Annotated in this window: 17 protein-coding genes and 1 riboswitch; of the genes, 2 read left to right on the top strand and 15 right to left on the bottom strand. The window is 58.3% G+C overall.

All coding sequences use genetic code 11. The features are described from left to right. Nucleotides 1–9: 9 nt before the first annotated feature. The 15 genes from nusB to RF819_RS17715 all read right to left on the bottom strand — a co-directional run bounded on the left by nusB (nucleotide 10) and on the right by RF819_RS17715 (nucleotide 15,374). A complete protein-coding gene (nusB, locus tag RF819_RS17785; protein ID WP_078366205.1) occupies nucleotides 10–549 on the bottom strand; it encodes a transcription antitermination factor NusB in 540 nt (179 codons plus the stop codon). After that, nucleotides 546–1,022 carry a 6,7-dimethyl-8-ribityllumazine synthase gene (gene ribH / locus RF819_RS17780; protein WP_078366204.1) on the bottom strand — a complete coding sequence of 159 codons (477 nt, stop codon included), beginning with the start codon at nucleotides 1,020–1,022 and terminating at the stop codon, nucleotides 546–548. The genes nusB and ribH overlap by 4 nt, the downstream gene beginning before the upstream one ends. 23 nt (nucleotides 1,023–1,045) lie before the next feature. Then, entirely contained in the window at nucleotides 1,046–2,161 is a 1,116-nt protein-coding gene (ribBA, locus tag RF819_RS17775; protein WP_078366203.1) for a bifunctional 3,4-dihydroxy-2-butanone-4-phosphate synthase/GTP cyclohydrolase II, read from the bottom strand. A 48-nt stretch (nucleotides 2,162–2,209) separates the two neighbouring features. After that, nucleotides 2,210–2,842 (bottom strand): riboflavin synthase, encoded by a 633-nt coding sequence (locus RF819_RS17770; protein WP_078366202.1) that lies wholly within the window; start codon nucleotides 2,840–2,842, stop codon nucleotides 2,210–2,212. Between the two features lie 58 nt (nucleotides 2,843–2,900). Continuing rightward, entirely contained in the window at nucleotides 2,901–4,013 is a 1,113-nt protein-coding gene (ribD, locus tag RF819_RS17765; protein WP_078366201.1) for a bifunctional diaminohydroxyphosphoribosylaminopyrimidine deaminase/5-amino-6-(5-phosphoribosylamino)uracil reductase RibD, read from the bottom strand. A gap of 3 nt (nucleotides 4,014–4,016) precedes the next feature. Then, nucleotides 4,017–4,454: a type IV pilin protein gene (locus RF819_RS17760; RefSeq protein WP_078366200.1), complete on the bottom strand. Its 438-nt coding sequence runs from the start codon at nucleotides 4,452–4,454 to the stop codon at nucleotides 4,017–4,019. A gap of 5 nt (nucleotides 4,455–4,459) precedes the next feature. Beyond that, nucleotides 4,460–8,821, bottom strand: coding sequence for a pilus assembly protein (locus tag RF819_RS17755; protein WP_078366199.1), 4,362 nt, complete (start codon nucleotides 8,819–8,821; stop codon nucleotides 4,460–4,462). 30 nt (nucleotides 8,822–8,851) lie between these two features. Then, complete coding sequence (locus RF819_RS17750) at nucleotides 8,852–9,397, bottom strand: pilus assembly PilX family protein (protein ID WP_078366198.1); 546 nt, start codon at nucleotides 9,395–9,397, stop codon at nucleotides 8,852–8,854. Further along, on the bottom strand, nucleotides 9,394–10,533 hold the full coding sequence (locus tag RF819_RS17745; RefSeq protein WP_078366197.1) for a PilW family protein: 1,140 nt from the start codon (nucleotides 10,531–10,533) through the stop codon (nucleotides 9,394–9,396). Before RF819_RS17745 ends, RF819_RS17750 begins: the two co-directional genes overlap by 4 nt. A 10-nt stretch (nucleotides 10,534–10,543) precedes the next feature. Further along, entirely contained in the window at nucleotides 10,544–11,026 is a 483-nt protein-coding gene (gene pilV / locus RF819_RS17740) for a type IV pilus modification protein PilV (RefSeq protein ID WP_078366196.1), read from the bottom strand. A gap of 23 nt (nucleotides 11,027–11,049) precedes the next feature. Further along, nucleotides 11,050–11,631 carry a GspH/FimT family pseudopilin gene (locus tag RF819_RS17735; protein ID WP_158081309.1) on the bottom strand — a complete coding sequence of 194 codons (582 nt, stop codon included), beginning with the start codon at nucleotides 11,629–11,631 and terminating at the stop codon, nucleotides 11,050–11,052. An 82-nt stretch (nucleotides 11,632–11,713) separates the two neighbouring features. Beyond that, nucleotides 11,714–12,580 carry a glycosyltransferase family 2 protein gene (locus tag RF819_RS17730; protein WP_078366195.1) on the bottom strand — a complete coding sequence of 289 codons (867 nt, stop codon included), beginning with the start codon at nucleotides 12,578–12,580 and terminating at the stop codon, nucleotides 11,714–11,716. 50 nt (nucleotides 12,581–12,630) lie between these two features. Next, entirely contained in the window at nucleotides 12,631–13,080 is a 450-nt protein-coding gene (nrdR, locus tag RF819_RS17725; RefSeq protein WP_078366194.1) for a transcriptional regulator NrdR, read from the bottom strand. Nucleotides 13,081–13,088: 8 nt separating this feature from the next. Beyond that, on the bottom strand, nucleotides 13,089–14,333 hold the full coding sequence (gene glyA / locus RF819_RS17720) for a serine hydroxymethyltransferase (protein ID WP_078366193.1): 1,245 nt from the start codon (nucleotides 14,331–14,333) through the stop codon (nucleotides 13,089–13,091). A gap of 47 nt (nucleotides 14,334–14,380) precedes the next feature. Then, nucleotides 14,381–14,512, bottom strand: a riboswitch (ZMP/ZTP riboswitch). A 19-nt stretch (nucleotides 14,513–14,531) separates the two neighbouring features. Then, nucleotides 14,532–15,374: a lytic transglycosylase domain-containing protein gene (locus RF819_RS17715; RefSeq protein ID WP_078366192.1), complete on the bottom strand. Its 843-nt coding sequence runs from the start codon at nucleotides 15,372–15,374 to the stop codon at nucleotides 14,532–14,534. 299 nt (nucleotides 15,375–15,673) lie between these two features. On the opposite strand from RF819_RS17715, the gene RF819_RS17710 reads away from it, so the two are divergent. Continuing rightward, nucleotides 15,674–19,447: a DUF748 domain-containing protein gene (locus RF819_RS17710; RefSeq protein WP_078366191.1), complete on the top strand. Its 3,774-nt coding sequence runs from the start codon at nucleotides 15,674–15,676 to the stop codon at nucleotides 19,445–19,447. 115 nt (nucleotides 19,448–19,562) lie between these two features. Next, nucleotides 19,563–22,313 carry a DUF349 domain-containing protein gene (locus RF819_RS17705; RefSeq protein WP_078367034.1) on the top strand — a complete coding sequence of 917 codons (2,751 nt, stop codon included), beginning with the start codon at nucleotides 19,563–19,565 and terminating at the stop codon, nucleotides 22,311–22,313. Nucleotides 22,314–22,593: the final 280 nt, after the last annotated feature.

The following is a 22,593-nucleotide window of genomic DNA, read 5'->3' as shown; positions in this document are numbered from 1 at the left end:
AACAAACCTTTAGGCTGAGGCGCGCCCAGACGGGCGGTCGGCCGCCACTTCGGGCGCACGCAGGCTGCGCGCCAGGCTGTTGAGCACCGCATTCACATACTTGTGGCCGTCGGTGCCGCCAAACTCCTTGGCCAGCTCGATGCACTCGTTGAGCACCACGCGCCAGGGCACATCGGGGCAATGGGCAAATTCGTAGACACCAATCCACATGCAGGCGTGTTCGATCGGCGAGATCTCGGCCAGGGGGCGGTCCAGCACCGGCTGGATCTGGGCGTCGAGTTCTTCCGCATGTTCGGCGCAGCCGTGTAACAGCGCGTCAAAATGCAGCGCATCGGCTTTGGAGAAACCGGCCAAGTCGCGCGTGAAGAGGTCCACGTCTTCCAGGCTGTTTTTGCCGACCAGCACCTGGTACAGCCCCTGCAGCGCAAATTCACGTGAGCGTGAGCGATCAGACTTGCTGGCGGCCTTGCGGGCACCGGTGCTGGTCAGGCCCTTGCGGGGTTGGCGGGGTGGGCGTTTGGAGGGGCCGGGGTGGCTTGATTCACTCATGACAGACTTTCCAGCAGGTTGGCCATTTCCACCGCCACACGGGCCGCGTCGCGGCCCTTGTCGGTCTGGCGGGCCACGGCTTGTTCGAGGTTTTCGGTGGTCAGGATGGCGTTGGCAATCGGCACCTTGTAATCGAGCGCAATACGGCTCACGCCTGCGCCCGACTCGTTGGCCACCAACTCAAAATGGTAGGTTTCACCACGGATGATGCAGCCCAGCGCGATGAGGGCGTCGTATTTCAGGTTTTCCGCCAGGCCCTGTAGAGCCAACGGCACTTCCAGCGCACCGGGCACCTGCACCAGGGTGATGTTTTTCTCGGCCACGCCCAGGGCCAGCAGCTCGCTGCGGCAGGCTTGGGCCAGTGCGTTGGTGATGTCGGCGTTGAAGCGTGCTTGCACGATGCCGATGCTGAGGTTTTTGCCCTTGAGGCGGGGGTCGGTGGCGTCGAGTGCGCCTTGGTCTGCAAGCTGCATGGTGTTGGGATCAAAAGTAAGGGTTAGGGCTGGACGTAGCCGACGATTTCGAGGCCGTAGCCGGTCATGCTGGGCATGCGCCGGGGGGTGCCCATCAATTTCATGGAACGCACACCACATTCACGCAGGATTTGGGCGCCTACGCCGTAGGTGCGCAGGTCCAGGTGGCCACGTTCGGGACCATGGCTGGCGCGTGCGGTGCCGTCAAACTGGGCCAGCAGTTGTGCGCCGCTTTCACCACAGTTCAGGAACACCACCACCCCTTTGCCATCGGCAGCCACCCGTGTCAGGGCGGCTTCCAGGCTCCAGGAGTGCATGGTGCGGTCTTTTTCAAGCGCGTCCAGCACCGACAGCGGCTCGTGCACACGGGCCAGCACCGCCTCGTCAGCCGCCCATTCCCCCATGACCAGCGCCAAGTGCACGCCGTGGGCAGTGGTGTCCTTGAACGCATGGGCGGTGAACTGGCCAAATGCGGTGTTGAGGGGGCGCTGACCCACGTGCTCCACCAGCGACTCCATGCGGCTGCGGTGGTGGATCAGGTCGGCAATGGTGCCGATCTTGAGGCCGTGCTCAAAGGCAAACAGTTTCAGATCGGGCAGCCGCGCCATGGTGCCATCGTCTTTCATGATCTCGCAGATCACCGCAGCCGGGGTGCAACCCGCCATGGCTGCGAGGTCACAACTGGCTTCGGTGTGGCCAGCGCGGATCAACACACCACCATCCACAGCTTGTAACGGAAAGATGTGGCCGGGCTGCACCAGGTCAGCCGCCACCGCGTTTTTGGCCACCGCCGCCTGCACCGTGCGGGCGCGGTCGGCGGCCGAGATGCCGGTGGTGACACCTTCGGTGGCTTCGATCGAGACGGTGAACGCGGTGCCCATCTTGGTGCCGTTGCGCACCGCCATTGGAGGCAATTGCAGCAGCTCGCAACGCTCACGCGTCATGGGCAGGCAGATCAGGCCGCGGCCGTAGCGGGCCATGAAGTTGATCGACTCGGCGGTGACAAAGTCGGCCGCCATGATCAGGTCACCCTCGTTTTCGCGGTCTTCTTCATCGACTAGGATCACCATGCGGCCAGCCTTGATGTCGGCCACGATGTCTTCAACGGGGGAAATGGCGACGGGTTGGGGAGTAGTCATAAAAAAATAGGTTTGAATGCACAGAAAGGGTCTGTGCGACCAAAAAGACTAGGCAGCCTGCACCGCGCCTGGGCTGAGCATGCGCTCGACATAACGCGCGATCAGGTCAATTTCCAGATTGACGTGGGCGCCGCTGTGCAAGCTGCCCAGTGTGGTGTTTTGCAAGGTGTGGGGGATCAGGTTGATGCTGACCAAGCAGCCCTCAGCAAGATCCTGCACCTGATTGACCGTCAGGCTGACGCCATTGACCGTGATTGAGCCTTTGTAGGCCAGGTACTTGCCCAGTGCACTGGGCGCGCTGATCTGCAGAATCCAGCTTTCACCCACCTGCTCAAAGCGGGTCACTAAACCGATGCCGTCCACATGGCCGGACACCATGTGCCCGCCCAGGCGGTCGTTGGCGCGCAAGGCTTTTTCCAGATTGACACCACCGAGGGCATCCAGGCCAGCCGTCTTGCTGAGCGACTCCGAGGAGATGTCGACGGTGAACTGTTGTGTTGCGGTATTGAGCGAGGTGACCGTCATGCAGGCGCCATTGAGCGCAATGCTGTCGCCCAGCGCCACATCGTTGAGGTAATGGGCAGGGCAATCCAGGGTCAGGCGTTTGCCGTGGCTGGCGGAGTCGCCCAAAGGCAAAACGGCAGAGATACGGCCAAGGCCGGTGATGATTCCAGTAAACATCGGCGTATTTTCGCAGGGAAACGAGCCAATGCCCAGAAACAGCGTTGTCAAACCTTGACTAAAACTGGTCGCGCCCCTGAACCCTGGCCAGCACACGCAGGTCCGGCCCCACCATCTGTGTGCTCTGAAACACCAGCGGCAGCGCTTGTGACAGCTCGGTCAAGGGGCCAAAACTGGCCATATCCCGCCCCTGGCCCAGCAGCTTGGGCGCCAGGTAAATCAGAAATTCGTCCACCAGCCCGGCTTCCATCAAAGCGCCATTGAGCCGGTGGCCGGCTTCCACATGCAATTCGTTGATCTCCAGGCGACCCATGTCCTGCAGCATGGCCGCCAGATCGACCTGGCTGTGGCCGCCTGACTGCTGGAACACCCGGGCACCACGCGCCTCAAGTTCTGAGAGTTTATGGTCATTTTGGCCTGTAGCCCATATGTATAAAGGGCGACTAGCTACAAAGAGATGAGCGTCCGGCGACAATTCTAAACGGCTGTCAACCAGGGCAACTGCGGGCTGCCGGGGCGTGTCGACCAGACGCACATCCAATCTGGGGTTGTCGGCGCGCACGGTGCCCATGCCGGTGAGCACCGCACAGGCGCGGGCGCGCCAGGCATGGCCATCGGCGCGGGCCTCGGGCGAGGTGATCCACTGGCTGGCGCCATTGGTGAGCGCGGTTTTGCCGTCCAGCGAGGCGGCGATCTTCATCCGCACCCACGGGGTTTTGCGGACCATACGACTGAAAAAACCGATATTGAGCTCACGCGACTGGATCGCCAGCGGGTCATCGGGTGGCAACACCACAACGTCGATGCCCGCCGCCCGCATACGCGCAAAACCCTGGCCGGCCACCAGCGGGTTCGGGTCGGTGTTGGTGGCCACCAGCGTTTTGATACCAGCGGCAATCAGCGCATCACAACACGGGCCGGTGCGGCCCTGGTGCGCGCAGGGCTCCAGCGTGACATAGGCTGTGGCGCCCTGAATCGAGTGCCCCTGCGCAGCGGCATCCCGTAGCGCCATGACCTCAGCGTGGGGTCCACCCGCTTGCTGGGTGTGGCCCTGGCCCAAAATCTGGCCGTCCGGGCGGGTGATGACGCAGCCGACGCGGGGGTTGGGGGAGGTGAGGAGCAGTGATTTGTTGGCGAGATCACACGCCACCGACAGGAAGGGGCTCACCACAACTTAGCGCCAGCAATCACTGATAAGTGCTTTGTTTGCTGAGTCAGTCAGATCGGTGATGCTCTTTGCAAATTTTTCACCTTTCCCGTTGATCCCAAGCTTCTGGCATTTTGTATCGCTGTCTTGCGCTCCAGCGGGGGTTGCCTCGATCTTGTAGGTTGAGGTTGTGGGTTCGCCTGTTGCAAAGGCAAATGTGTACGATCCTGTTAGATCTGCGCGGCAGTTTGGCGATGGCAACGCCACGTTGTAAGACATCGCTGTGGCATATTGCCGCTCCATGAACTGGGCCATTTCCATCAAACAGGCGCCCGCAGTGACCCGGCGCGTGCGCAACACATGTTGCTGGTAAGCTGGTAGCGCGATCGCAGCAAGAATGCCGATAACTGCCACGGTGATCATGAGTTCAATCAGGGTAAAACCTGCGTAGAAGCGTTTGTGCATGTTGATTAGTCCGTGATGATTTCGCGCCATGAAATACGGCCTTTTAGCGGTGTGACGCCAAAATTAGGCGGAATGTCTTCTGCTGGATTATTGGGGTCGGTGCCACCCACAACCAGACGGTTGCCAACGAGCGTCACTCGACTCAGCAAACCAACACCAAGATCAATTGAGCCGATAACATAACCGGAAACAACATCGTTTTTAAAACTATTGTTCTCATCAACATCGAGGATGCCAAGTGACGTCGCTGCGCCATTGAATGGGTTGATGACGTTGAGGTAACCCGAGCCGCCTGGAATGCATGGGTCGCCAGTGGCGGGGATGATGGAACTCGCCACCAACGCAGGCACAGCAAACTTGTAAAACATCGGTTCAGTGACGATTCGTTCACCCGCAGGGTTTTCAAAGTCGATATACCAGCCTTTTTTTCCCACCATGTCGTTGGGCTCCGCCACAGAAAAGCCGCGAACAGACTTGTTATCAAAAATACCAGTGACAGCAACGGACCTTTGTTTTAAGGCGGTTCGATCTGTGATGACCTCGTCCTCATCGATCAATCCATACCAGCTTTGGACAGAGGCGTCAGCCGGGTCCACAGAGCGGAAATACGAGCCCGTTCCAAAAAAGACAAACCGTTTGCCCACATGGGGGTCACCCGCAACGGTGTCGTTGGCAAAGGTGATCGGCGAGGTGATGGGTTGTAGCTTGTTAGAAGCATCTTTGGCCACAAAAAATGGTTTTCCGCTCAAACCGACAGACCAAGACGCCGTCGTTTTACCTCGAACATCAAACTTCCAGACGTTGCCTTTCAGATCACCTGCGTAGATATAGTCAACCGTTCCGTTGCCATCAACATCCAAAACACTGGGTGTGGCTAGGCCGTTGTCACCTGCAATGAGCGTGTCCAACTTTTTGACGGTGGCGACCTTACCATCGGTATCCAGCAGAAAGATATACAAAACTGCTTTGCCATTGGTGCTGTTGTAGCCATTGCCAACAATCACAGCCCCTATGCCATTGTCGCCATTGTTCATCTTGGCATACACAGGTCGGCCCAGCATCAAACCCAAGTCCGGATCTGTGCTGGCATTAACAGCGGTGTCCTTGACGCCATCACTGATGGCGCTGCTATCTCCTGTTGGCGTGTACTCCCACAAAAAGTCGGAAGTGCCAAAACTTGTCGGTGTGGTCACATTCAACCCAAACAAACCTTTGCCACCGCGACCCAGTGCGCCAAACAAGAGGCGCTTATCACCAGTCTCTGCCGTCTTGGGAGAGACCACCACGTCGCCGTCTACCAAAAACTCATGGGTGTAGCCCGGGCCGCTCAAGTTTTTAAGCCGTGATACCACGGCAGACGGTATAAAACCAAAAACCTCACTGCCAGCTTTGTGCAGCACATTGCCCGAACTGTCTTTGACATCGCGGGCCCTGAAAGCATGCAACATGCCGTCATTGGCGTTGGCATACAACACATTATTTTCTTGGTCAAAAAACGGAGAGGAATTTACGATGTCACCTAGAGGAGCTACGTTGGCCTCAAGGCTGATGCGTTCTCGGAAGATGCCTGTACTGCCTTTTATTTCCTTGTCACGCGAGCCTCGCAGATAGGCGATCACATCTTCGCTGTTGTCGGCAGAGCTGGAGTCAGCATCTAACAATTCTTTATCCGCAGATGGCAGCTCACTCCACAAAAATTCTTTGGTTACGCCACTTGGTGTACGCACAAACAGTTTGCGGTCAGCCGGAGCAGGCATCCTATGTTGCGCCTGCCAAACCGGTGTGATGCTGAGACCCGCTGTGGTAATCGGGTAGGCGACCAAATCGCCCGACCACTTGTTGGCGTCAAAACGGGCCTGAAAAACTTGTGTGCTGGTGCTGTCGGTAATACTGGTACTGTTGGCGATGACATTGCTTGCACTGGAGCTGGCATTGAAGATGTTGTCAAATGCGCTTTTGAGTGAGTCGCGCAAATAGATCGGGTTTTGTACCAGAAAATAGTTGTCAGGTACACCATCTGCATTGGCATCCCATTCGCTAGCCAAATCAGGTTGTTTATTGTTGTTGATGTCATTAAACCCACCCCATTTGGCGGCGTACCACAATGGGTTTTGTAAAAACTGTCCTGAGTCACCTGTGCCAGAGCTGAAGGTTTGTGTACTTTTGGGGTTTGCGCTCGTAAGACCTGGCAGTCTTTTGCATTCGTCGGATGAGAGATTTGGTTCGTCTTGACAGTGGCGGGCATTTCTTCCTGGTGGAACATTCAAGAAGTAACTAAGAGCGTCGTTGGTGTCCTGGGCCACCAGATACGTACCATCGCGATTGGTGCCCGAAATGACATAACCCACGTTTTGATTGCTACCCGTGGTTCTTTGGGTCACTTCAACTTGGACCGTGACGGTGCCATCGTCATTGGCTTTGATCGTGTATTCGGCAATGATGTCCATGTCATAGTCGTTGCCTTGTTCATCCGCTTCATAGTTGATCTTGAACGCCATTTCTTTGCTGGGTCCGTCCAAGTCATCTTTTGTGACATAAAGGTCAACAATTTGGTCAGTAGGTTGGTATTTCCCTTTTGTTCTGTCAGCAGAAAGACCATTGATGGTTTTTGCAAACGGCACAATTTGAATTTTTTTACCATTTACGGATACCTCAAATTTGGGCAATGTTGAAGACAAGGCCAGTATGAAGCTGTTCAGGCTCTGTGTGTCAGCAGCCTTGGACACATCGTTGACCTTGCCAAAATAGGCAACGGCCGCCGCGTTGTAGCTGCCTGCTTTGCTGGGTTCTTCAGGAGCCAGACCCCGTACAGTGGCAAGCGAGGTCACCATTTTGGGTGAGGGAGAGTAGTCCAAGTTACTGAGGGTTGAAGGCGTGCCTACAGTAGTCTGACCGACAAATCGCAGACCTTTTACCCCAGGCTCGGTGTCGCTGATCTTGGTTAACAAGGTGCTGGCATCGAATCCACTGATGTCAGTTGTCAGTGAACTATAAGGTGATCCGGGGATTTGATCACTGTCGTAGGATGGGTAGACATCACTCATGACCAACATATTGGGGCGCGAGCATCTGAGGTTTCTGGTGATGCTGTCGTCCGTACCAATGAATGGGTTATTCCATGTCGCTACTCTGGGCAAACCAAGTGCGTCATCATGACTGCCCGAGGTATCAAAGACCGATGTGGGGCTGGATTTTCCCTCAAAGTAGCGTAAACCTTCGTACATCATTTCTGCCACGGGGTTGCCCCAGTCGACATACTCACCCTCGCTCATCAGGCGTGTGCGCAAGCTGCTGTTTCGATAAGCGTAGTCTGTTCTGTTGTTGTTAAAATCTCGTATGCGAAGACGATTAAATGTATTGACAATGGTTGCATCAGATTTGAATATACCTGTACTGGTATCGACTTCGTCTTTGAAAGAAGAAACTTTTTTTCTGAGGACGCCCCCCGACATATTCTTGTTATAGCTGCCTGTCAACAGTCCAAATAACATGGAATCGTTTTCCCCATAATCATGTAGCAATCCAATGGGTTTATATATGCTGCCGTATTGTTTGCAGTTTTCGTGAAAACTGGTGGTGCAAACCTGGACTTGAACGGTGTAGTTTTCTCGGATGCCCCCATGGTTGCTGTCAAGCACGGGTGCGGCTTTGGATGCCCAGTCCCAAACGCGCAGGTTGGAGTTTTTGACAACAGACAGCAAGGGGGACATGTCGCTGCAAGTATCCGGATTCTTGCAGTTCGTCGTTGCATTGGCTGTCAAGTTCCCAAAAAAATGCCTTTTTTCGCTACTGGGTTGGCTCAGGGGTGTGTAGTCACTGATTTTGTAACTGTCGACCGCTTCGCTGGTGTACTCCTTGGCCCAGGAGTGGGCATCTTGGGGAATGTAGGCGCGACGCAGCCAGGTCTCTGTGCTGCTGTCTTTCGAACGGTAGCCGCCATACAGCACTTTACGCAGTGAATCAATGCGACTGGTGGTGACGTAGTTGAGCCAGTTGCCAGACCAACTGTTGGTGCATGTGTTGTTGGTTCCCGCCGCTGCTGATGGTGTAAACACACCGTCGTTGCCTTTGTTGACGCCGTTATGGGTGTAACAGACCTTGGAATCAAACAGACCGTAGTAGGTGATGCTGGGCTTAAAACGCAGGTCCAGTTTGCCATCACCATCCAAGTCACTGGCATCGTTGTAGGCTTCCACAAATAACTTGTGGTCCTTGCTGGCAATCAGCATCACCATCGGCGGCGTTTTGATTTGGGTAATCAGCGGATCGGTCGGAATGGTGACGGCGCTGGACGCCAATGCCGCCAACGCCGCCATGGTTAGTGCCACAGACTTGACGCCCAGGGCAAAGTAGTTGCTGTATTTCATGGCGACTCCTTCAAAAAAGGGCTAATTCGGCTAGTCCGTGGCATAGATGGATTGCAGCATCACAGTTGATCTGCCATTGGTACCATCATTACTGCGAGCGGTGATACGGTAGCGTTTGCAGGTAATTCCGGAAGACGTTCCTTCACCAGGTTGGCATTCGAAGTTTGCCCCCAGGTACTCTACAAAGTACTGAGGTGTGACTGCCAAGCTCCCCGAGCCGATGGGCAGGTCCAAAGCTGTCCAAGATGCAAACGTGCTGTCGAGCCAGCGTGGTGAGTCGGTTGCCGCAGGTGGTGCGCAACTCATCAAATTGGCCACTTTGCTGCAGCCAGCTGTAGGGGTTGGCTTTTTGGCCTCGACGAGTTGCTCTATCTCACGCAAGGCGGCTTCAGAGGCTTGGAAGGCCAGACTTCTATCCAAGCTATGGTTAGCCATTCTTTCTTCTTGCGTGATGCCGCGAATGGCTGCCAACCCCAGCAGCGTCACGATGACCAGCAAAATAAGGCTGACAACCAACGCCGCCCCTTGTTGTTGGCCGGTTTGTCCAAAAAACCGATGGTGTTGGAGATGATTCATGACGCTGGCTTAATAAAAGTGTCACGATTGCGCAGACCCACAACGTGTATCAGATGCCGCTGAATCGGTGTCTGGTTGGTGCTGACGTTGTCAGTGCTCTGTAAAGTCAAATCGAGACGCACGGCAACCACCTGGGTCGTCAGGCTGTCATCTGCCCAGTCAGTGATTGAACTGGCGGCGACCCAGTCATCGGCAAGCGCCCCAGTAGTTCCGTTTCGGGTCAGGTAGGTGATCTGCAGGTCTTGCACATTGGGGATCATTTCATCCGGGGACATGATGATGATCTTGCTGTTTGTGCTTGAGTGGGTGATCTTGCTTCTGTACAACGACCGTTTGCCACCCTCGGCGTTGCCAACATACCAAAAATACGAACCCAGAGGTGCTATTTTGATCTCTGGCGTTTCGCTATCGATTTTGAACTTCTTGATGTTTGCGGGGCAATTGGAAGCCGGGGCTGTGTACGCCAAAAAACTACTGCAGTTGATATTTGTTGAGTCAGCTTGGTGGAAGACATCTTTACCTTTGCCCGTGCCAGTGTGGGGTGTGGCATCATAGATTTGGAAAATGGCAGCACTCTTGCCATCACAGACCAAAGCAATATCGTTTTCCTGAAAGTTGGAGCTCGTTGTTGCCAGGGTAAATTGAAAGGCTGCTGTGTCATGTAACTCCACAGCGATGTCACCACCGTCTGCCTTGATCATCAAGACCGCATCAGTGCCCGAAACACGCGCGTTTGTTGTTGTGCCAAAGGCTTTGATCCCTGTTTCATCCTGGGTGTTGTCATAACCACGCAATGTGCCAGCATTCCAGTTGCCCCACACTGGTATCGATCCAGCGGAGCGCAGTACATTGGCCACCAATTTGGAGCCACACGGGTTTTGTCCTGCTTCACGAAGATCGCGGGCCATCAGGTCAAAAGCCATACGGGCATTCTCCTGAATACGCATCAGGTTGTCATTGACTCGGGCGGTCTGGTTGGTGGAGACAAAGATGCTGAGCACTCCCCCAACCAGGATCAGACCCAGTACCAGAGACACCATCAACTCGATCAGAGTCAATCCTTGTTGACGAGGTCGGGACAAGGAGCCACCACGCCGAACAAATGATCGCCTTGTTTTGGATTGGGCATGGGTCATCAGATCAGTCCTATAGTCTGGTGTTGGTGTCAACCATTTGAACCCCTAAGCCACCAGCACGGCTGTCGTCCCAGCGCACCTGGACACGGCAATCACCTGCCGCATCACACAACACGGCGCCGCAGGTGGTGGTGTCATCCGGATTGCCGATTTCGGCTTTGACAGCTGTGATCCAGGCCTTGAGGTTGTTGGCTGCCAAGCTGGTGCCAGCAACAGCGCCTGCGCTGCAAATGGGGCCGATCAAGTCGTCATCATCCAACTCGCCGGTGTTATATGCCAAGGCCTTGGCTTGGGCCTGATCAACACGCATGGCGTCCAAGATGTAATAACTCATGATCACGGCCTGGGTTTTCTGCATGCTGCTTTGGTTGCCTTTGATGGCACGCGCTTGCAGGGCCGCCATGCCCAACAAGCCAAAACTCATGACCAGCAGGGCCACTAGGATTTCGATCAGACTGGAGCCGCGTTGGGTGTGCAAAGGAATGTGTTGCATAGACGCTCGCTGAAGAAAGCTGATCACTCTAAGGTTGTGGGCGCCGGGCAGGTGGCGTCAACCTCTGTTGGCTTGACAACATTGGCGCGTCCGGCAAAGTTGATCACGATGTCGCGTGCACGGGTGTTGTTGGTCAAGGCGGATGAGGTGCTGCAAACACGGATCCTGCCCGCACCCGAGCCGCCGTTCATGAGCTTGGCCTGACCGTCGGCGCTGTAGGAGACATAGGGCATGCTGCCTTTGGTGGAGATGACAAGCTGGTTGCTCAGGGCGGCAGCAACGGCAGTGATGGTTTCGCCTGTCTTGACGTTTGCATTGGCGTCGCTGTGGTCGTTGTCGTTGAACATGATCCAGCCCTGTGACCAGGTACCAGAGGTGGCGCATTGGGCGCCATTGGCGCTCATACACACGGTCACCCGTTTGCCGCGGCGAACCGCGTCTGACCTGGCACGTGCAAAGGTGGCGACCAGATCGTTGGTGGTCGATGTCAAGTTGGAGGAGGCGATCATTCCCTGAAAGCTGGGTACAGCCAAGGTCGCCAGAATCGCCGCAATGGCGATCACCACCATCAGTTCAATCAAAGAGAATCCAGCCGATCTGTTCATAACATTGGAGTGTGCCGTCATGGATGGCTTGGGGTGTTGGTCAACTGATGAGTGGTGAATCTGGGGGGATCAGCGGTTGAACTCACTGGCCTGAGCGTTTCCTTGTTCTCAGTACCCCGGAGTACAGGTAGGCCCCCAACAGTTCATTTTGTAAACTGCGCCACCGGCCCTTCAGGACTTGGGCGAGAAGATGTTTGAGCGTTGGCCATAAGTAGGCCTTGCGTGTGGTTTTGTAATACAGGCCCAGGTAGTAGGCCGCGCCACGAGATACATCGTACCGCCGCAAAATTCTGTCAGTGTCATGACCCCAACTGCGACCATGGTGGTGGTACACCACAGGTCGCGGGTCATAGGCCCCTCGAAATCCATGGGCCGCGCAGCGAATCAGGGCAATGATGTCGTTGCCACTGTTCAACGGGCTTCCGGGGCCGACTTCCGGATCGAACCCTCCTATTGTTTCAATGGCCTCACGCGTGAAGGCGATGGAACAGCCATGGATCATTCCAGATCTGATGTAACTATTGGCTGGGACATCTATCCGGTCTGGACAGGTTTGAATCGTGATGGCGGCATTTTGAGGGTCAAACAGCAGGACCCGCCCACCCAGAAAGTCAATAGGACTCTCAATAAAACACGCTCTGATTGTGTTCAGATAGTCAGGCTCCGGGTAACAGTCATCATCACTGAAAGCGATGATTGCCCCAGTGGCGGCTGTGAGCCCTGTGTTTTGTGCATGTGAAACACCAGGTTTGGATTCCAGAAGGACCTTGCGATGTTCTGGATCAAGCGCGCAAAAATCCTCCAACAACTTCTGACTGTTGTCAGTAGATCCGTTGTTCACCAAGATGATTTCCCAGGGATCTGTTGTCTGCAACTCCGACAGCTTTTTGAGCGTTGTACTGAGTTGAGGCGCGCGATTCCTTGTGCAGACAATCAGCGAGATTTTCATTGGGGGCGAAGCATCTTGGCTGCCCTCGGCTCTCGAACAAGCTGGCACAACTACCGCCCCACCTCATCCACCAGCGTTTTGAAATCATCGATATCTTCAAAGCTTCGGTACACGCTGGCAAAACGCACATAGGCCACTTTGTCGAGCTTCTTCAGTTCGAACATCACCAGTTCACCAATGCGGGTGGACAGCACCTCGCGCAGTCCCAGGTTGAGCAGTTTTTCTTCGATGCGCTCCACTGCACCGTCGACCTGTTCGGTGCTCACCGGACGCTTGCGCAAGGCCAGTTTCATGGAGCCCAAGAGTTTGGCGCGCTCATATTCGATGCGTCTGCCGTCTTTTTTGACCACCGCCGGAAAGTTGACTTCCGGGCGTTCGTAGGTGGTAAAGCGTTTGTCGCAGGACGGACAGCGCCGTCTGCGCCGGATGAAGCCCCCGTCTTCAGACACCCGCGTTTCCACCACTTGGGTGTCTTGGTGACTGCAGAAGGGGCATTTCATCCCGCTGCTCAGCCGTAGACCGGGAAGCGGGCGGTCAGCGCATTCACCTTCGCGCGTACCGCATCAATATGCGCGCTGTCCCTTGGATTGTCTAGCACGTCTGCTATCAGGTTTGCAGTCAGTCGGGCTTCTTCGTCCTTGAAACCCCGGGTGGTCATGGCCGGGGTGCCGATGCGCACGCCGCTGGTGACCATGGGCTTTTCGGGGTCGTTGGGGATCGCGTTTTTGTTGATGGTCATGTGGGCGGCGCCCAACACGGCCTCGGCTTCCTTGCCGGTGATGCCCTTGGCACGCAGGTCGACCAGCATGACGTGGCTTTCAGTGCGGCCGCTCACAATGCGTAGACCGCGCGCGGTGAGTGTTTCAGCCACGATGCGTGCGTTGGTCAGCACCTGTTGCTGGTAGAGCTTGAACTCGGGTTGTAACGCTTCTTTGAACGCCACCGCCTTGGCGGCAATCACATGCATCAAGGGACCACCTTGCAGGCCGGGGAAGATCGCGCTGTTGATGGCTTTCTCGTGCTGCGCTTTCATCAGGATGATGCCGCCGCGCGGGCCACGCAGGCTCTTGTGGGTGGTGCTGGTGACGATGTCGGCATGGGGCACCGGGTTGGGGTAGACACCGGCGGCAATCAAGCCCGCATAGTGCGCCATGTCGACCATGAAGATCGCACCGACATCTTTGGCGACTTTGGCGAAACGCTCAAAATCAATAGCAAGAGAGTAAGCACTGGCGCCGGCAATGATCAGTTTTGGCTTGGTCTCATGGGCTTTGCGCTCCATCGCGTCGTAATCAATCGCTTCGTTGGCGTCCAGGCCATAACTCACCACGTTGAACCATTTGCCGCTCATGTTCAGTGCCATGCCGTGGGTCAGGTGGCCACCTTCGGCCAGGCTCATGCCCATGATGGTGTCGCCGGGTTTCAAAAAGGCCAGGAAAACGGCTTCGTTGGCGGATGCTCCGCAATGCGGTTGCACATTCGCTGCCTCTGCTCCAAAAATTTGTTTGACACGGTCAATGGCCAGTTGTTCGGCGATGTCAACAAACTCGCAACCGCCGTAGTAGCGTTTGCCGGGGTAGCCCTCAGCGTATTTGTTGGTTAGTTGGGTGCCTTGCGCGGCCATGACGGCAGGTGAGGCGTAGTTTTCACTGGCGATCAGCTCAATGTGGTCTTGCTGGCGCTGGTTTTCGGATTGGATGGCGGCAAACAACTCGGGGTCGGTTTGCTCAATGAGAATATTGCGGTTGAACATGGCAGTCCTAAAAGACTATGGCCTGAGCATCATCCACGTGATGACACCAGGGCTGCCCAGGCGAACGGCTGAACGCAAAACCCCAATGGATGTTGCGGCACGCTCCCCCGTGGTGTTCCCACATCGGCACCGCCAGACCCGTGCGGGTGGGGTGCCTATCGCCAGTTGCGTACGCAGCAGATTTTAATCTGAGCAGACTCAGTTCAAAGCCACGGTGGCTGATTTCTCGGCGGTTTTTACGGAGGTGCTGGGCTGGCTGGATGCGGGTGTTGGCAAAGCCTCTTCCTTGGGCGCAATCACCACCGGCAGAAATGCCGGTACCGCGCGCCCCAAAGCGACTTGCTGCAGACGGGTGTACTCGGCCATCACCTTGGCGGTGTAGCCATTGTCATCGTCCACGTTGGCGGCGCCCACGTAATATTTGAGGCCACCTTCAATGGACCCAGCGGTGCGGATGCAATCGAGCAGCACCTTGACACCGACCTGCAGGTTGGCCAAGGGATCAAAGGCGGCAAATTCGCCCCCGAAGTTCTGGTACTTGTCCTTGTGCACCCGTGTCATCACCTGCATCAGCCCCTGGGCGCCGACATGGCTTTGGGCAAACGGATTGAAGCCAGACTCAACGGCCATCACCGCCAGGATCAGAGCGGGGTCCAGCCGCACACGGCTGCCGACCTCAAATGCTTCGGACACGATGGCGCTGATGGGCTCCGGCGCCACATGGTATTTTTTGCTCAGCCACAGGGCCACCGTAGCCTGCTGCTTGGGCAAGTCCTTGGGGTTGGTTGCGGTGGCGCGTTCGATGGCGGCCGGGTCCTTGACCAGGCCGGAGATTTCGGCCTGACGTTCCTGCAGCCAGCCAAACAGCTTGACTTCACCCAGTTCACGCAACTCAGGGCGGGCAAACAAGGCGATGGCGATAAAAATGACAGCCACGCCAATCAGGGCGATGCTGTTGTGAGTGATGTCGAAAAAACCTTTGGCGACCGTCGCGGTGGCGCGTCGCAGGTTTTGGGACAACGATGATGTAGATGCTGACATAGCTTCTCCTTCTTGCGCGGGGGTTCCACATGCGGCATGGGATGCTGCAGAAATGAACACTCGCCTGGGTTGTTACGCTATCAATATCCTGCTTTTGACGTCCTTCTTGTGGATGCAGAGATTTGATGTTGCCGGGGTCGGCAGCTTGTAGAAATCCCGGAATGACCGGGTTGGGCGGATTCTAGGTGGGTTTGATATGCCGGGTCAACCATAAGGAATTCATTTGTTATGCCAAAAATTGTGGAATTCCGTGGCCTTTTTCTCCGCGATTTGCCGCCTGATGCGCTCAAAATCCGGGTATGCCGACCGATCAAGCCAACCCCACCCCAACTCGCAAACATCCTCTGACTCTGATCTGGCTGCGCCGTGGCGCCTGGGCGCTGGTGGGCTTGCTGTTGTTGTGGTTGCTGAGCTGGCTGTCGCTGCCGCCCTTGCTCAAATCGCAGGCACAAATCCGCCTGACTGAGCTGCTTGGGCGCCAGGTGACCGTGGGGCAGGTGGATTTCCGCCCCTGGTCGCTGGAGCTCAGCGTGTCTGACCTGGCGGTGGCTGGTGTGGATGCGGCCAGCGGGCCGCAGCTGACGGTGGCCCGGCTCTCTATCGATATGGAACTGCAGTCGCTGCTGCGGCTGGCGCCCGTGGTGGATGCGCTGGTGCTGGACTCGCCACGTTTGAACCTGACCCACACCGGAGAAGGCCGCTACGATGTGGATGACGTACTCGCCAGATTGGCCGGCCCGGAGGACGCGCCAGCCCCGACACCCGCCGAGCCGCTGCGTTTTGCGCTCTACAACCTGGTGTTGTCCGATGGTGTCGTGCGTTTCACCGATGGCCCCAGGAACCAGGTCCACCAGTTGAGTCGCTTGCAGCTCAGTGTGCCTTTTCTGAGCAATCTGGATTCCAAACGCGAGGTGCTGGTCAGCCCCAGACTGGCTTTTGAGCTCAACGGCAGCCAGTTTGACTCGTCGGCCCTTGCCACCCCTTTTGCCCAGACGCGCAAGACCGACGCCCATCTGGTGGTCAAGGACCTGGATCTGGCCCCTTACCTGGTGTATTGGCCGGCCAGCCTGCCAGTGCGTCTGCGCTCGGCGGTGCTCGACGCCGACCTCCAGCTCGCTTTTGAACAAACCGACCAGACCGCTGTCAAGCTCAGTGGCCAGCTGTCAGCCCGCCAACTGCAATTGAACTCGGCCCGCAGTGGTGCTGAGTTGCTGGCCTTTGAACGTCTGGGCATCCAGCTCAAAGACGTACGCCCTCTGGCGCGCCAGGTGCAGCTGGGCCGCATCGAACTCACCCAGCCACATCTGACATTACGCCGCAATCACGCTGGTGTCCTGGAGCTGATGACGTTGGTCGCTGAGAAATCCCTTGGGAAAGTTTCAAAAAGTGAAGCGGCCAGCCCAAGTAGCATCGGGGCTGCAGGCCAAAAAGACATCAAGGCTGCAGCCGCAGCGCCGGCCACCCCCTGGCAGCTCAAGGTGGATGAGCTGCTGTTGCAGGACGGTGAGCTCACCTGGCTGGACGCTGCATTGCCCAAACCCGCCCAGCTCAGTGTGAAGTCGCTGCAACTGCAAGCCCGTGCCCTGGCCTGGCCGTTCAGCCAGGCGCTGCCGTTTGAGGGCAGCGCCAAGCTCGCCAGTGCCAGCCTGCAGTTCAAAGGCAGCGCCACCGACCAGGTGGCTGAGGTGGCGGTGCAACTCAGCGAGCTGCCACTGGCGCTGGCTGCACCCTATGTGGGTGTGTATCTGCAGCCCAAGCTGGATGGGCGCTTGAGTACCGATCTGACGCTGAACTGGCGTGCTGCCAGAGCCACCCAGGCGACATCGACCCGCGTGCAACTGGCCCAACTGAGCCTGGACAAACTGGCGCTGACAGGTGACCAAAAAGCCGCATTGGCCAGCATTCAACAGCTGCAGCTGGCTGATGTGCTGATGGATACCCAGGCCCGCTCCGTCCACTTCGGCTCTGTCAAGCTCAGCCAGCCCAGCACACGCCTGGTGCGTGACGTGGCCGGGCGCTGGATGTACGAAGACTGGTTCAAAGTGCAGCCCTCGGCACCCCAGCCCGTCACTGCCGCCGCAAGTACCAAGACCGCCAAAACAAGCAAGCCCCCCAGTGCCGACAAGCCTTGGCTGTTGAGTGTGGATCGGCTGCAGCTGGAGCAGGGCAAGCTGAGCCTGTTGGACAGGGCACCCGCCCAGCCTGTGCGGCTGGAGCTCAGTGATTTGAGTCTGCAGCTCAAGAAGCTGTCGACGGCCAGCCGTGCGCCGTTTGACATCAACCTGTCGACCCGGCTGCGCCATCGCCACACCGAACCGGGCAAGCTGACGTGGCGCGGCAGCGGTGCTGTGAGCCCGCTGGCGCTCAAGGGTGAACTGGTGGCCGAGCGTTTGCCCTTGCACGCGGTGGCGCCTTACTTTCTGGACAGTCTGAATGTGGCGCTGCTGCGGGCTGACGCCGGTTTCAAAGGCCGCCTCAACCTGGCCCAGCAGCCCAGCGGCCTGAGTTTGCGTGTGACGGGTGACGCCCGGTTGGACGACCTGCAGGCGCGCAGCCTGGCGCAAACCGAGCCCTTTGTGGCTGCTGAAGAACTGTTGCGCTGGAAAAGCCTGAGCCTCAGCGGTGTGGACCTGGCGCTGGCGCCTGGTGTTGCCACCCAGGTCAAGGTGGCTGGCACAGTGCTCAGCGATTTTTATGCCCGGCTGATCCTCAACAAAGAGGGGCGTCTGAATCTGCAGGATGTCATGAAAAAAACCGATCAAGCCCCTGTGAATACAGGGCAGGGTGCTTCTAAAAACGTAGCACTTGCCAGCGCACCGGCCGTGTCTGCCGCCACGTCAAGCCCAGCTTCAGTCAGCCAGGCCTTGGCACCGGTGATCCAATTTGGCCCGATCAGCCTGCTGCAGGGGCGCATCAACTTCACCGACCACTTCATCCAGCCCAATTACACCGCCGACCTCAGTGAGCTGGTCGGCAAACTCAGCGCCTTTTCCTCGCAGACGGCAGCGGGCGAACCGCAACTGGCTGACCTGGAGCTGCGCGGCCGCGCCGAGGGCAGCGCCACGCTGGAGGTGCTGGGCAAGATCAACCCGCTGGTGCAGCCGATGGTGCTGGACATCCAGGGCAAGGTGCGTGACCTGGAGCTGGCGCCGCTGTCCACCTACTCGGCGCGGTACGCGGGTTATGGCATCGAGCGTGGCAAGCTCAGTGTGGATGTGGCCTACAAGGTGCAGCCCGACGGCCAGCTCACCGCCAGCAACCAGCTGGTGCTCAACCAGCTGCGTTTTGGTGACGCGGTGCCCGGTGCCACCAGGAGCCTGCCGGTCAAGCTGGCGGTGGCTTTGCTGGCTGACCGCAACGGCGTGATTGACCTCAATGTGCCGATCAGCGGTTCACTCAATGACCCGCAGTTCCGCCTGATGCCGATTGTGTTCAAGGTCATCGGCAACCTGATTCTGCGGGCTGTCACCGCACCGTTCAGCCTGATCGCCAACCTGTTTGGCGGCAGCGGTGGTGAGGAACTCAGCACCGTCAGCTTTGATGCCGGTTCGGCGTTGCTCAATGAGGCAGCCAAAACCAGCCTGGACAAGGTGGCCAAGGTCTTGCAGGAGCGTCCGGCCCTGAAGATGACCGTGGTCGGTACCGCCAGCCTGGAGGCCGAGCGCGAGGCCTACAAACGTCAGCAGTTGCAGGCCCTGGTGCTCGGTGAAAAACGCCGCGCTCTGCCTGCTACCCAGGTGCAGGCCACCGCCACCCCGATCACGGTGTCGGTCGAGGAATACCCGCAGCTTCTCAAACGGGTGTACCGGCGCGGTGACTTTCCCAAGCCGCGCAACCTGATCGGGCTGACCAAGGACATCCCGGTCGAGGAGATGGAGGCCTTGTTGCTGACCCATCTGGACGCCTCCGAGTCGGCCATGCAGGCGCTGGCGCTCAAACGTGGCGTGGTCGTGCGCGACTACCTGGCGAGTCAGAAACTGCCGCCGGAGCGGCTGTTTTTGGGGGCCGCCAAGGCGGTGTCCCCCGAGGCCAAATGGCAGCCGAGGGCCGAGTTGAACCTGGCCACCGACTAGCTTGGCGAATGATCTGAACAAATGTTTTCGAAGCTGCACCAAAACGCGGCGAAAATAGGGGTTTGCTCCTGCCGCTCAGCTGCAGGCACTTTTTATTTTTGTGCGTGCGATGTCGATGTTTCCCTTCTCCAAAAACAACCCTGCAGAACCCACCACTGACGCTGCTGCCGCGCCAGCCAAAACCCAAGAGGCCCACCCCCTGGACAAGATGACGCACGGTGCGTTTTCTGCCCAGACCTCGGGTGAACGCATGGCCTGCATCCGCGACTGGTTGGCCAGCGGTCCCACGCCTGAGCAGCTGCAGCAGGTGTTCAAGGAGCTCAGTGGCAAGGACAAGGGTGCCGCCAAATTGCTGCGTGAAAAACTCGACGAGATCAAACGCAGCAAGACCCAGGCCACCATTGCGCTAGAGTGGGCTGACAAGGCCCAGGCGCTGCTGGCTGCGTCCAAACTGAATTTGGCCGACGCCCTGGCCTGGCAGCGCGATGCCGCCAAGGCCGGTGCACCGCTGAGCAAGGAGCCCCTGGCTGGCCTGAAAGCCCAGCTGGTGGAGCGGGTGCGTGCCATCGAGGATTTGCAGCACCGGGTGCAGGTGCAGCGTGAGGCCGCCGTGCTGGTGGCCCAGCGCATCGAGGTGTTGTCCACCAAACCCTGGCAAGACGCCCAGGCCGCCCAAGCTGGACTCAGCGTGGATGTCAGCAACTGGCAGGCCGAGGCCACCGCTTTGGCCAACGATGCCAATTGGCCCAGTGTGGACGCCAAGTTTGTGCCGCAGCTGCAGGCCTCACAAGCCCAGTTGGGCCTGGTCTGGGAGGCCTTCCAGGCCGCCCTGAGCGCCACCGTGTTGGCCGCCGAAGATGCCAGCGCGCCGCTGCCCAATGTGCCGGTCTGGGCCGACGAATTGCGCGTGTTGCGCGGCATCCCGCTGGAGCCGGTGGTCAAGGCACCGAAAGCCCCGGTAGACCCCGAAATCAAGGCCAAGGCCACGTCTGCTGTGGCTGATGCGCTCACCAAATTAGAGCAGGAAGTCGCTGAAGGCCATGGCAAAGCCAGCGCCGGTGCCGCCAACGCCTTGCGCAATGCGCTCAAGGAATTTGGCCGTCTGATCGACGACAAGCTCGAAAACCAGGCCCGCAGTGCGCTGGCCGCCGCCGGTGAGTTGGAAGGCTGGCAACGCTGGCGTGCCGACCAGTTGCGCGAAGAGCTGGTGAGCAAGGCCGAGGGCTTGCTCAAGCGCCCCGAAGGCCAGGCCATTGGCGGCCGCAAGATGCAGGAATCCCTGCGTAGCCTGCGCGAGCAATGGAAACTGACCGACCAGGGTGGTGTGCCCAACCACGGCCTGTGGAAACGTTTTGATGACGCCTGCAACGAAGCCCACAAAGTGGTGGAAGTCTGGCTCGAGAAACTCAAGGCTGAGACGGCGGAACACCGCGCCCAACGCCTGGCTCTGATTGCCGAGGTCAAAGCCTGGGCCGAGGCCAACCGCACCGCGCTGGACGACGACTGGAAGGGTTTCAACCGGGTGCTGCACCAGTTTGGCGACCGCTGGCGCGAGTCCGGCCACGTCGGCGAGAAGATGTATGCCGAGTTGAACACCCTCTGGAAAGCCGCCATCGACGAGGCAGCAGCGCCGCTCGAAGCCTTGCAAAAAGTCAGCCTGGCAGCCCGTCACGCGATGATCGACGAGGCCAAGCAACTGGGTGCCCAGGAAGTGTTGCGTATCGACGCCGTCAAGGCATTACAACAGCGCTGGCAGGCCGAGGCACACCGCGTGCCGATGGACCGTCGCCATGAGCAAAAACTGTGGGACGCTTTCCGCAAACCGATTGACGAGGCCTTCAACCGCAAGACGGCTGAGCGCGAGAAGGCACAGAACGCCCTGAGTGAACGTGACCGCATTGTGCTGGACGCCTCCAAGGCGCTCCAAGCCGCCAACGCCTCGGGTGACGCCCAGGCGATCAAGACCGCCATGGCCGCGCTGGACGCTGCCTTGCGTGGCCAAGCCCAGGCCCAGGCTGCGGTGGCCGCTGCTGCGCAGACTTCTGATGAAAAATCGGCTCAAGCCCAGACTCAACAAGGGCAGGATGCTCCTGATACCGCAGCAGATGCAGCAGCCCCCAATGACGACGCGCCAACGGAGCCCTCTGCCGAGGCTGCGCCTGAGGTGGCCAAACCGGTGGTTCGTAAGCCGGTGGTGGCCATGCGCGGTGATGACCGCCCAGGCATGAAAAAAGAAGCGCCTGCGCTTCCGACACGCGGTGGCAAGTTTGGTGACCGCAAAGACAGCGGCCGCCCTGGTGGCCGTGACGGTGGGCGTGATGCCCGTCCGGGTGCACGTGGTGATGACCGTGGCGGTTTCCGAGATGCCCGATCTGAGCGCGCACCGGTTGGGGATCGTTTTGACGCACCGCGCCTGGGTGATGCCGCCTTCCGCGCCCAGCGTGACGCGTTTGAACAAGCCCAGCAGGCGCTGCGCAAACTGGCCGCCCAAGCCCATGGCGAAGCACTGACCAACTTGCTGACTGCCTGGGAAAAACGGGATGCCGAGCTGGTGCCCAGCGTGCAAGAGCTGGGCAGCCGTGTGGCCCCTGCGGTGCGCGCCGCCTGGTCCAAAGCCGTCACCCAGGCGCCCGCAGGAGACGCCAGCACCGCACTGCTGCGCCTGGAGATGGCCGCTGAGGTGCCAACACCGGCTGAACACATCAGCGACCGGCGCATGTTGCAACTGCAATTGCTCACCAAACGCAACGACCCGGCACCGGTGCAGACCTGGGGCCAGGATGCTGCCGTGGTGCTGGGCGGCGGCTTCGATGCCGCTGCCGCACGACGCCTGCAAAATGTGCTGAAGGTGTTGTTGAAGCCCTGAGTCACTGAAGCCATGCCTGGTGACGGCATGGCGAGGCACTGGGCGTGAGGTGGAGCCCATTGCCAAGTCTTGCAATGGTTGATTGATATCGGCTCCCCTGCAATCCCTGTGCCCAACTGGGTATAGCGGGGCGGGGCGCTTCCTCAATTGAGCGCAGCGGCAAGAGGCGCATATTTCTTTTTGCCCTGCTGAGCCCTCCATCGGGCAGTTGCCACCGGGTTGCCACGCGCGGTGGCAACTGTTTTGGGCTACCAGTCCGTTGATGCCTTGGCCATGCAAT

It is taken from the genome of Rhodoferax fermentans (assembly GCF_002017865.1).
Lineage (GTDB): Bacteria > Pseudomonadota > Gammaproteobacteria > Burkholderiales > Burkholderiaceae_C > Rhodoferax > Rhodoferax fermentans.
This window is presented reverse-complemented; position numbering and strand designations above follow the sequence as displayed.

Bases quoted from the DNA above. Each gene is read 5' to 3' on its own strand.
- nusB (WP_078366205.1), bottom strand. From the start codon at position 549: ATGAGTGAATCAAGCCACCCCGGCCCCTCCAAACGCCCACCCCGCCAA.
- RF819_RS17705 (WP_078367034.1), top strand. From the start codon at position 19,563: ATGTTTCCCTTCTCCAAAAACAACCCTGCAGAACCCACCACTGACGCT.
- nrdR (WP_078366194.1), bottom strand. From the start codon at position 13,080: ATGAAATGCCCCTTCTGCAGTCACCAAGACACCCAAGTGGTGGAAACG.
- RF819_RS17755 (WP_078366199.1), bottom strand. From the start codon at position 8,821: ATGAAATACAGCAACTACTTTGCCCTGGGCGTCAAGTCTGTGGCACTA.
- RF819_RS17710 (WP_078366191.1), top strand. From the start codon at position 15,674: ATGCCGACCGATCAAGCCAACCCCACCCCAACTCGCAAACATCCTCTG.
- RF819_RS17760 (WP_078366200.1), bottom strand. From the start codon at position 4,454: ATGCACAAACGCTTCTACGCAGGTTTTACCCTGATTGAACTCATGATC.
- RF819_RS17715 (WP_078366192.1), bottom strand. From the start codon at position 15,374: ATGTCAGCATCTACATCATCGTTGTCCCAAAACCTGCGACGCGCCACC.
- RF819_RS17745 (WP_078366197.1), bottom strand. From the start codon at position 10,533: ATGACCCATGCCCAATCCAAAACAAGGCGATCATTTGTTCGGCGTGGT.
- RF819_RS17730 (WP_078366195.1), bottom strand. From the start codon at position 12,580: ATGAAAATCTCGCTGATTGTCTGCACAAGGAATCGCGCGCCTCAACTC.
- RF819_RS17770 (WP_078366202.1), bottom strand. From the start codon at position 2,842: ATGTTTACTGGAATCATCACCGGCCTTGGCCGTATCTCTGCCGTTTTG.
- glyA (WP_078366193.1), bottom strand. From the start codon at position 14,333: ATGTTCAACCGCAATATTCTCATTGAGCAAACCGACCCCGAGTTGTTT.
- ribH (WP_078366204.1), bottom strand. From the start codon at position 1,022: ATGCAGCTTGCAGACCAAGGCGCACTCGACGCCACCGACCCCCGCCTC.
- pilV (WP_078366196.1), bottom strand. From the start codon at position 11,026: ATGCAACACATTCCTTTGCACACCCAACGCGGCTCCAGTCTGATCGAA.
- RF819_RS17735 (WP_158081309.1), bottom strand. From the start codon at position 11,631: ATGAACAGATCGGCTGGATTCTCTTTGATTGAACTGATGGTGGTGATC.
- ribBA (WP_078366203.1), bottom strand. From the start codon at position 2,161: ATGACTACTCCCCAACCCGTCGCCATTTCCCCCGTTGAAGACATCGTG.
- RF819_RS17750 (WP_078366198.1), bottom strand. From the start codon at position 9,397: ATGAATCATCTCCAACACCATCGGTTTTTTGGACAAACCGGCCAACAA.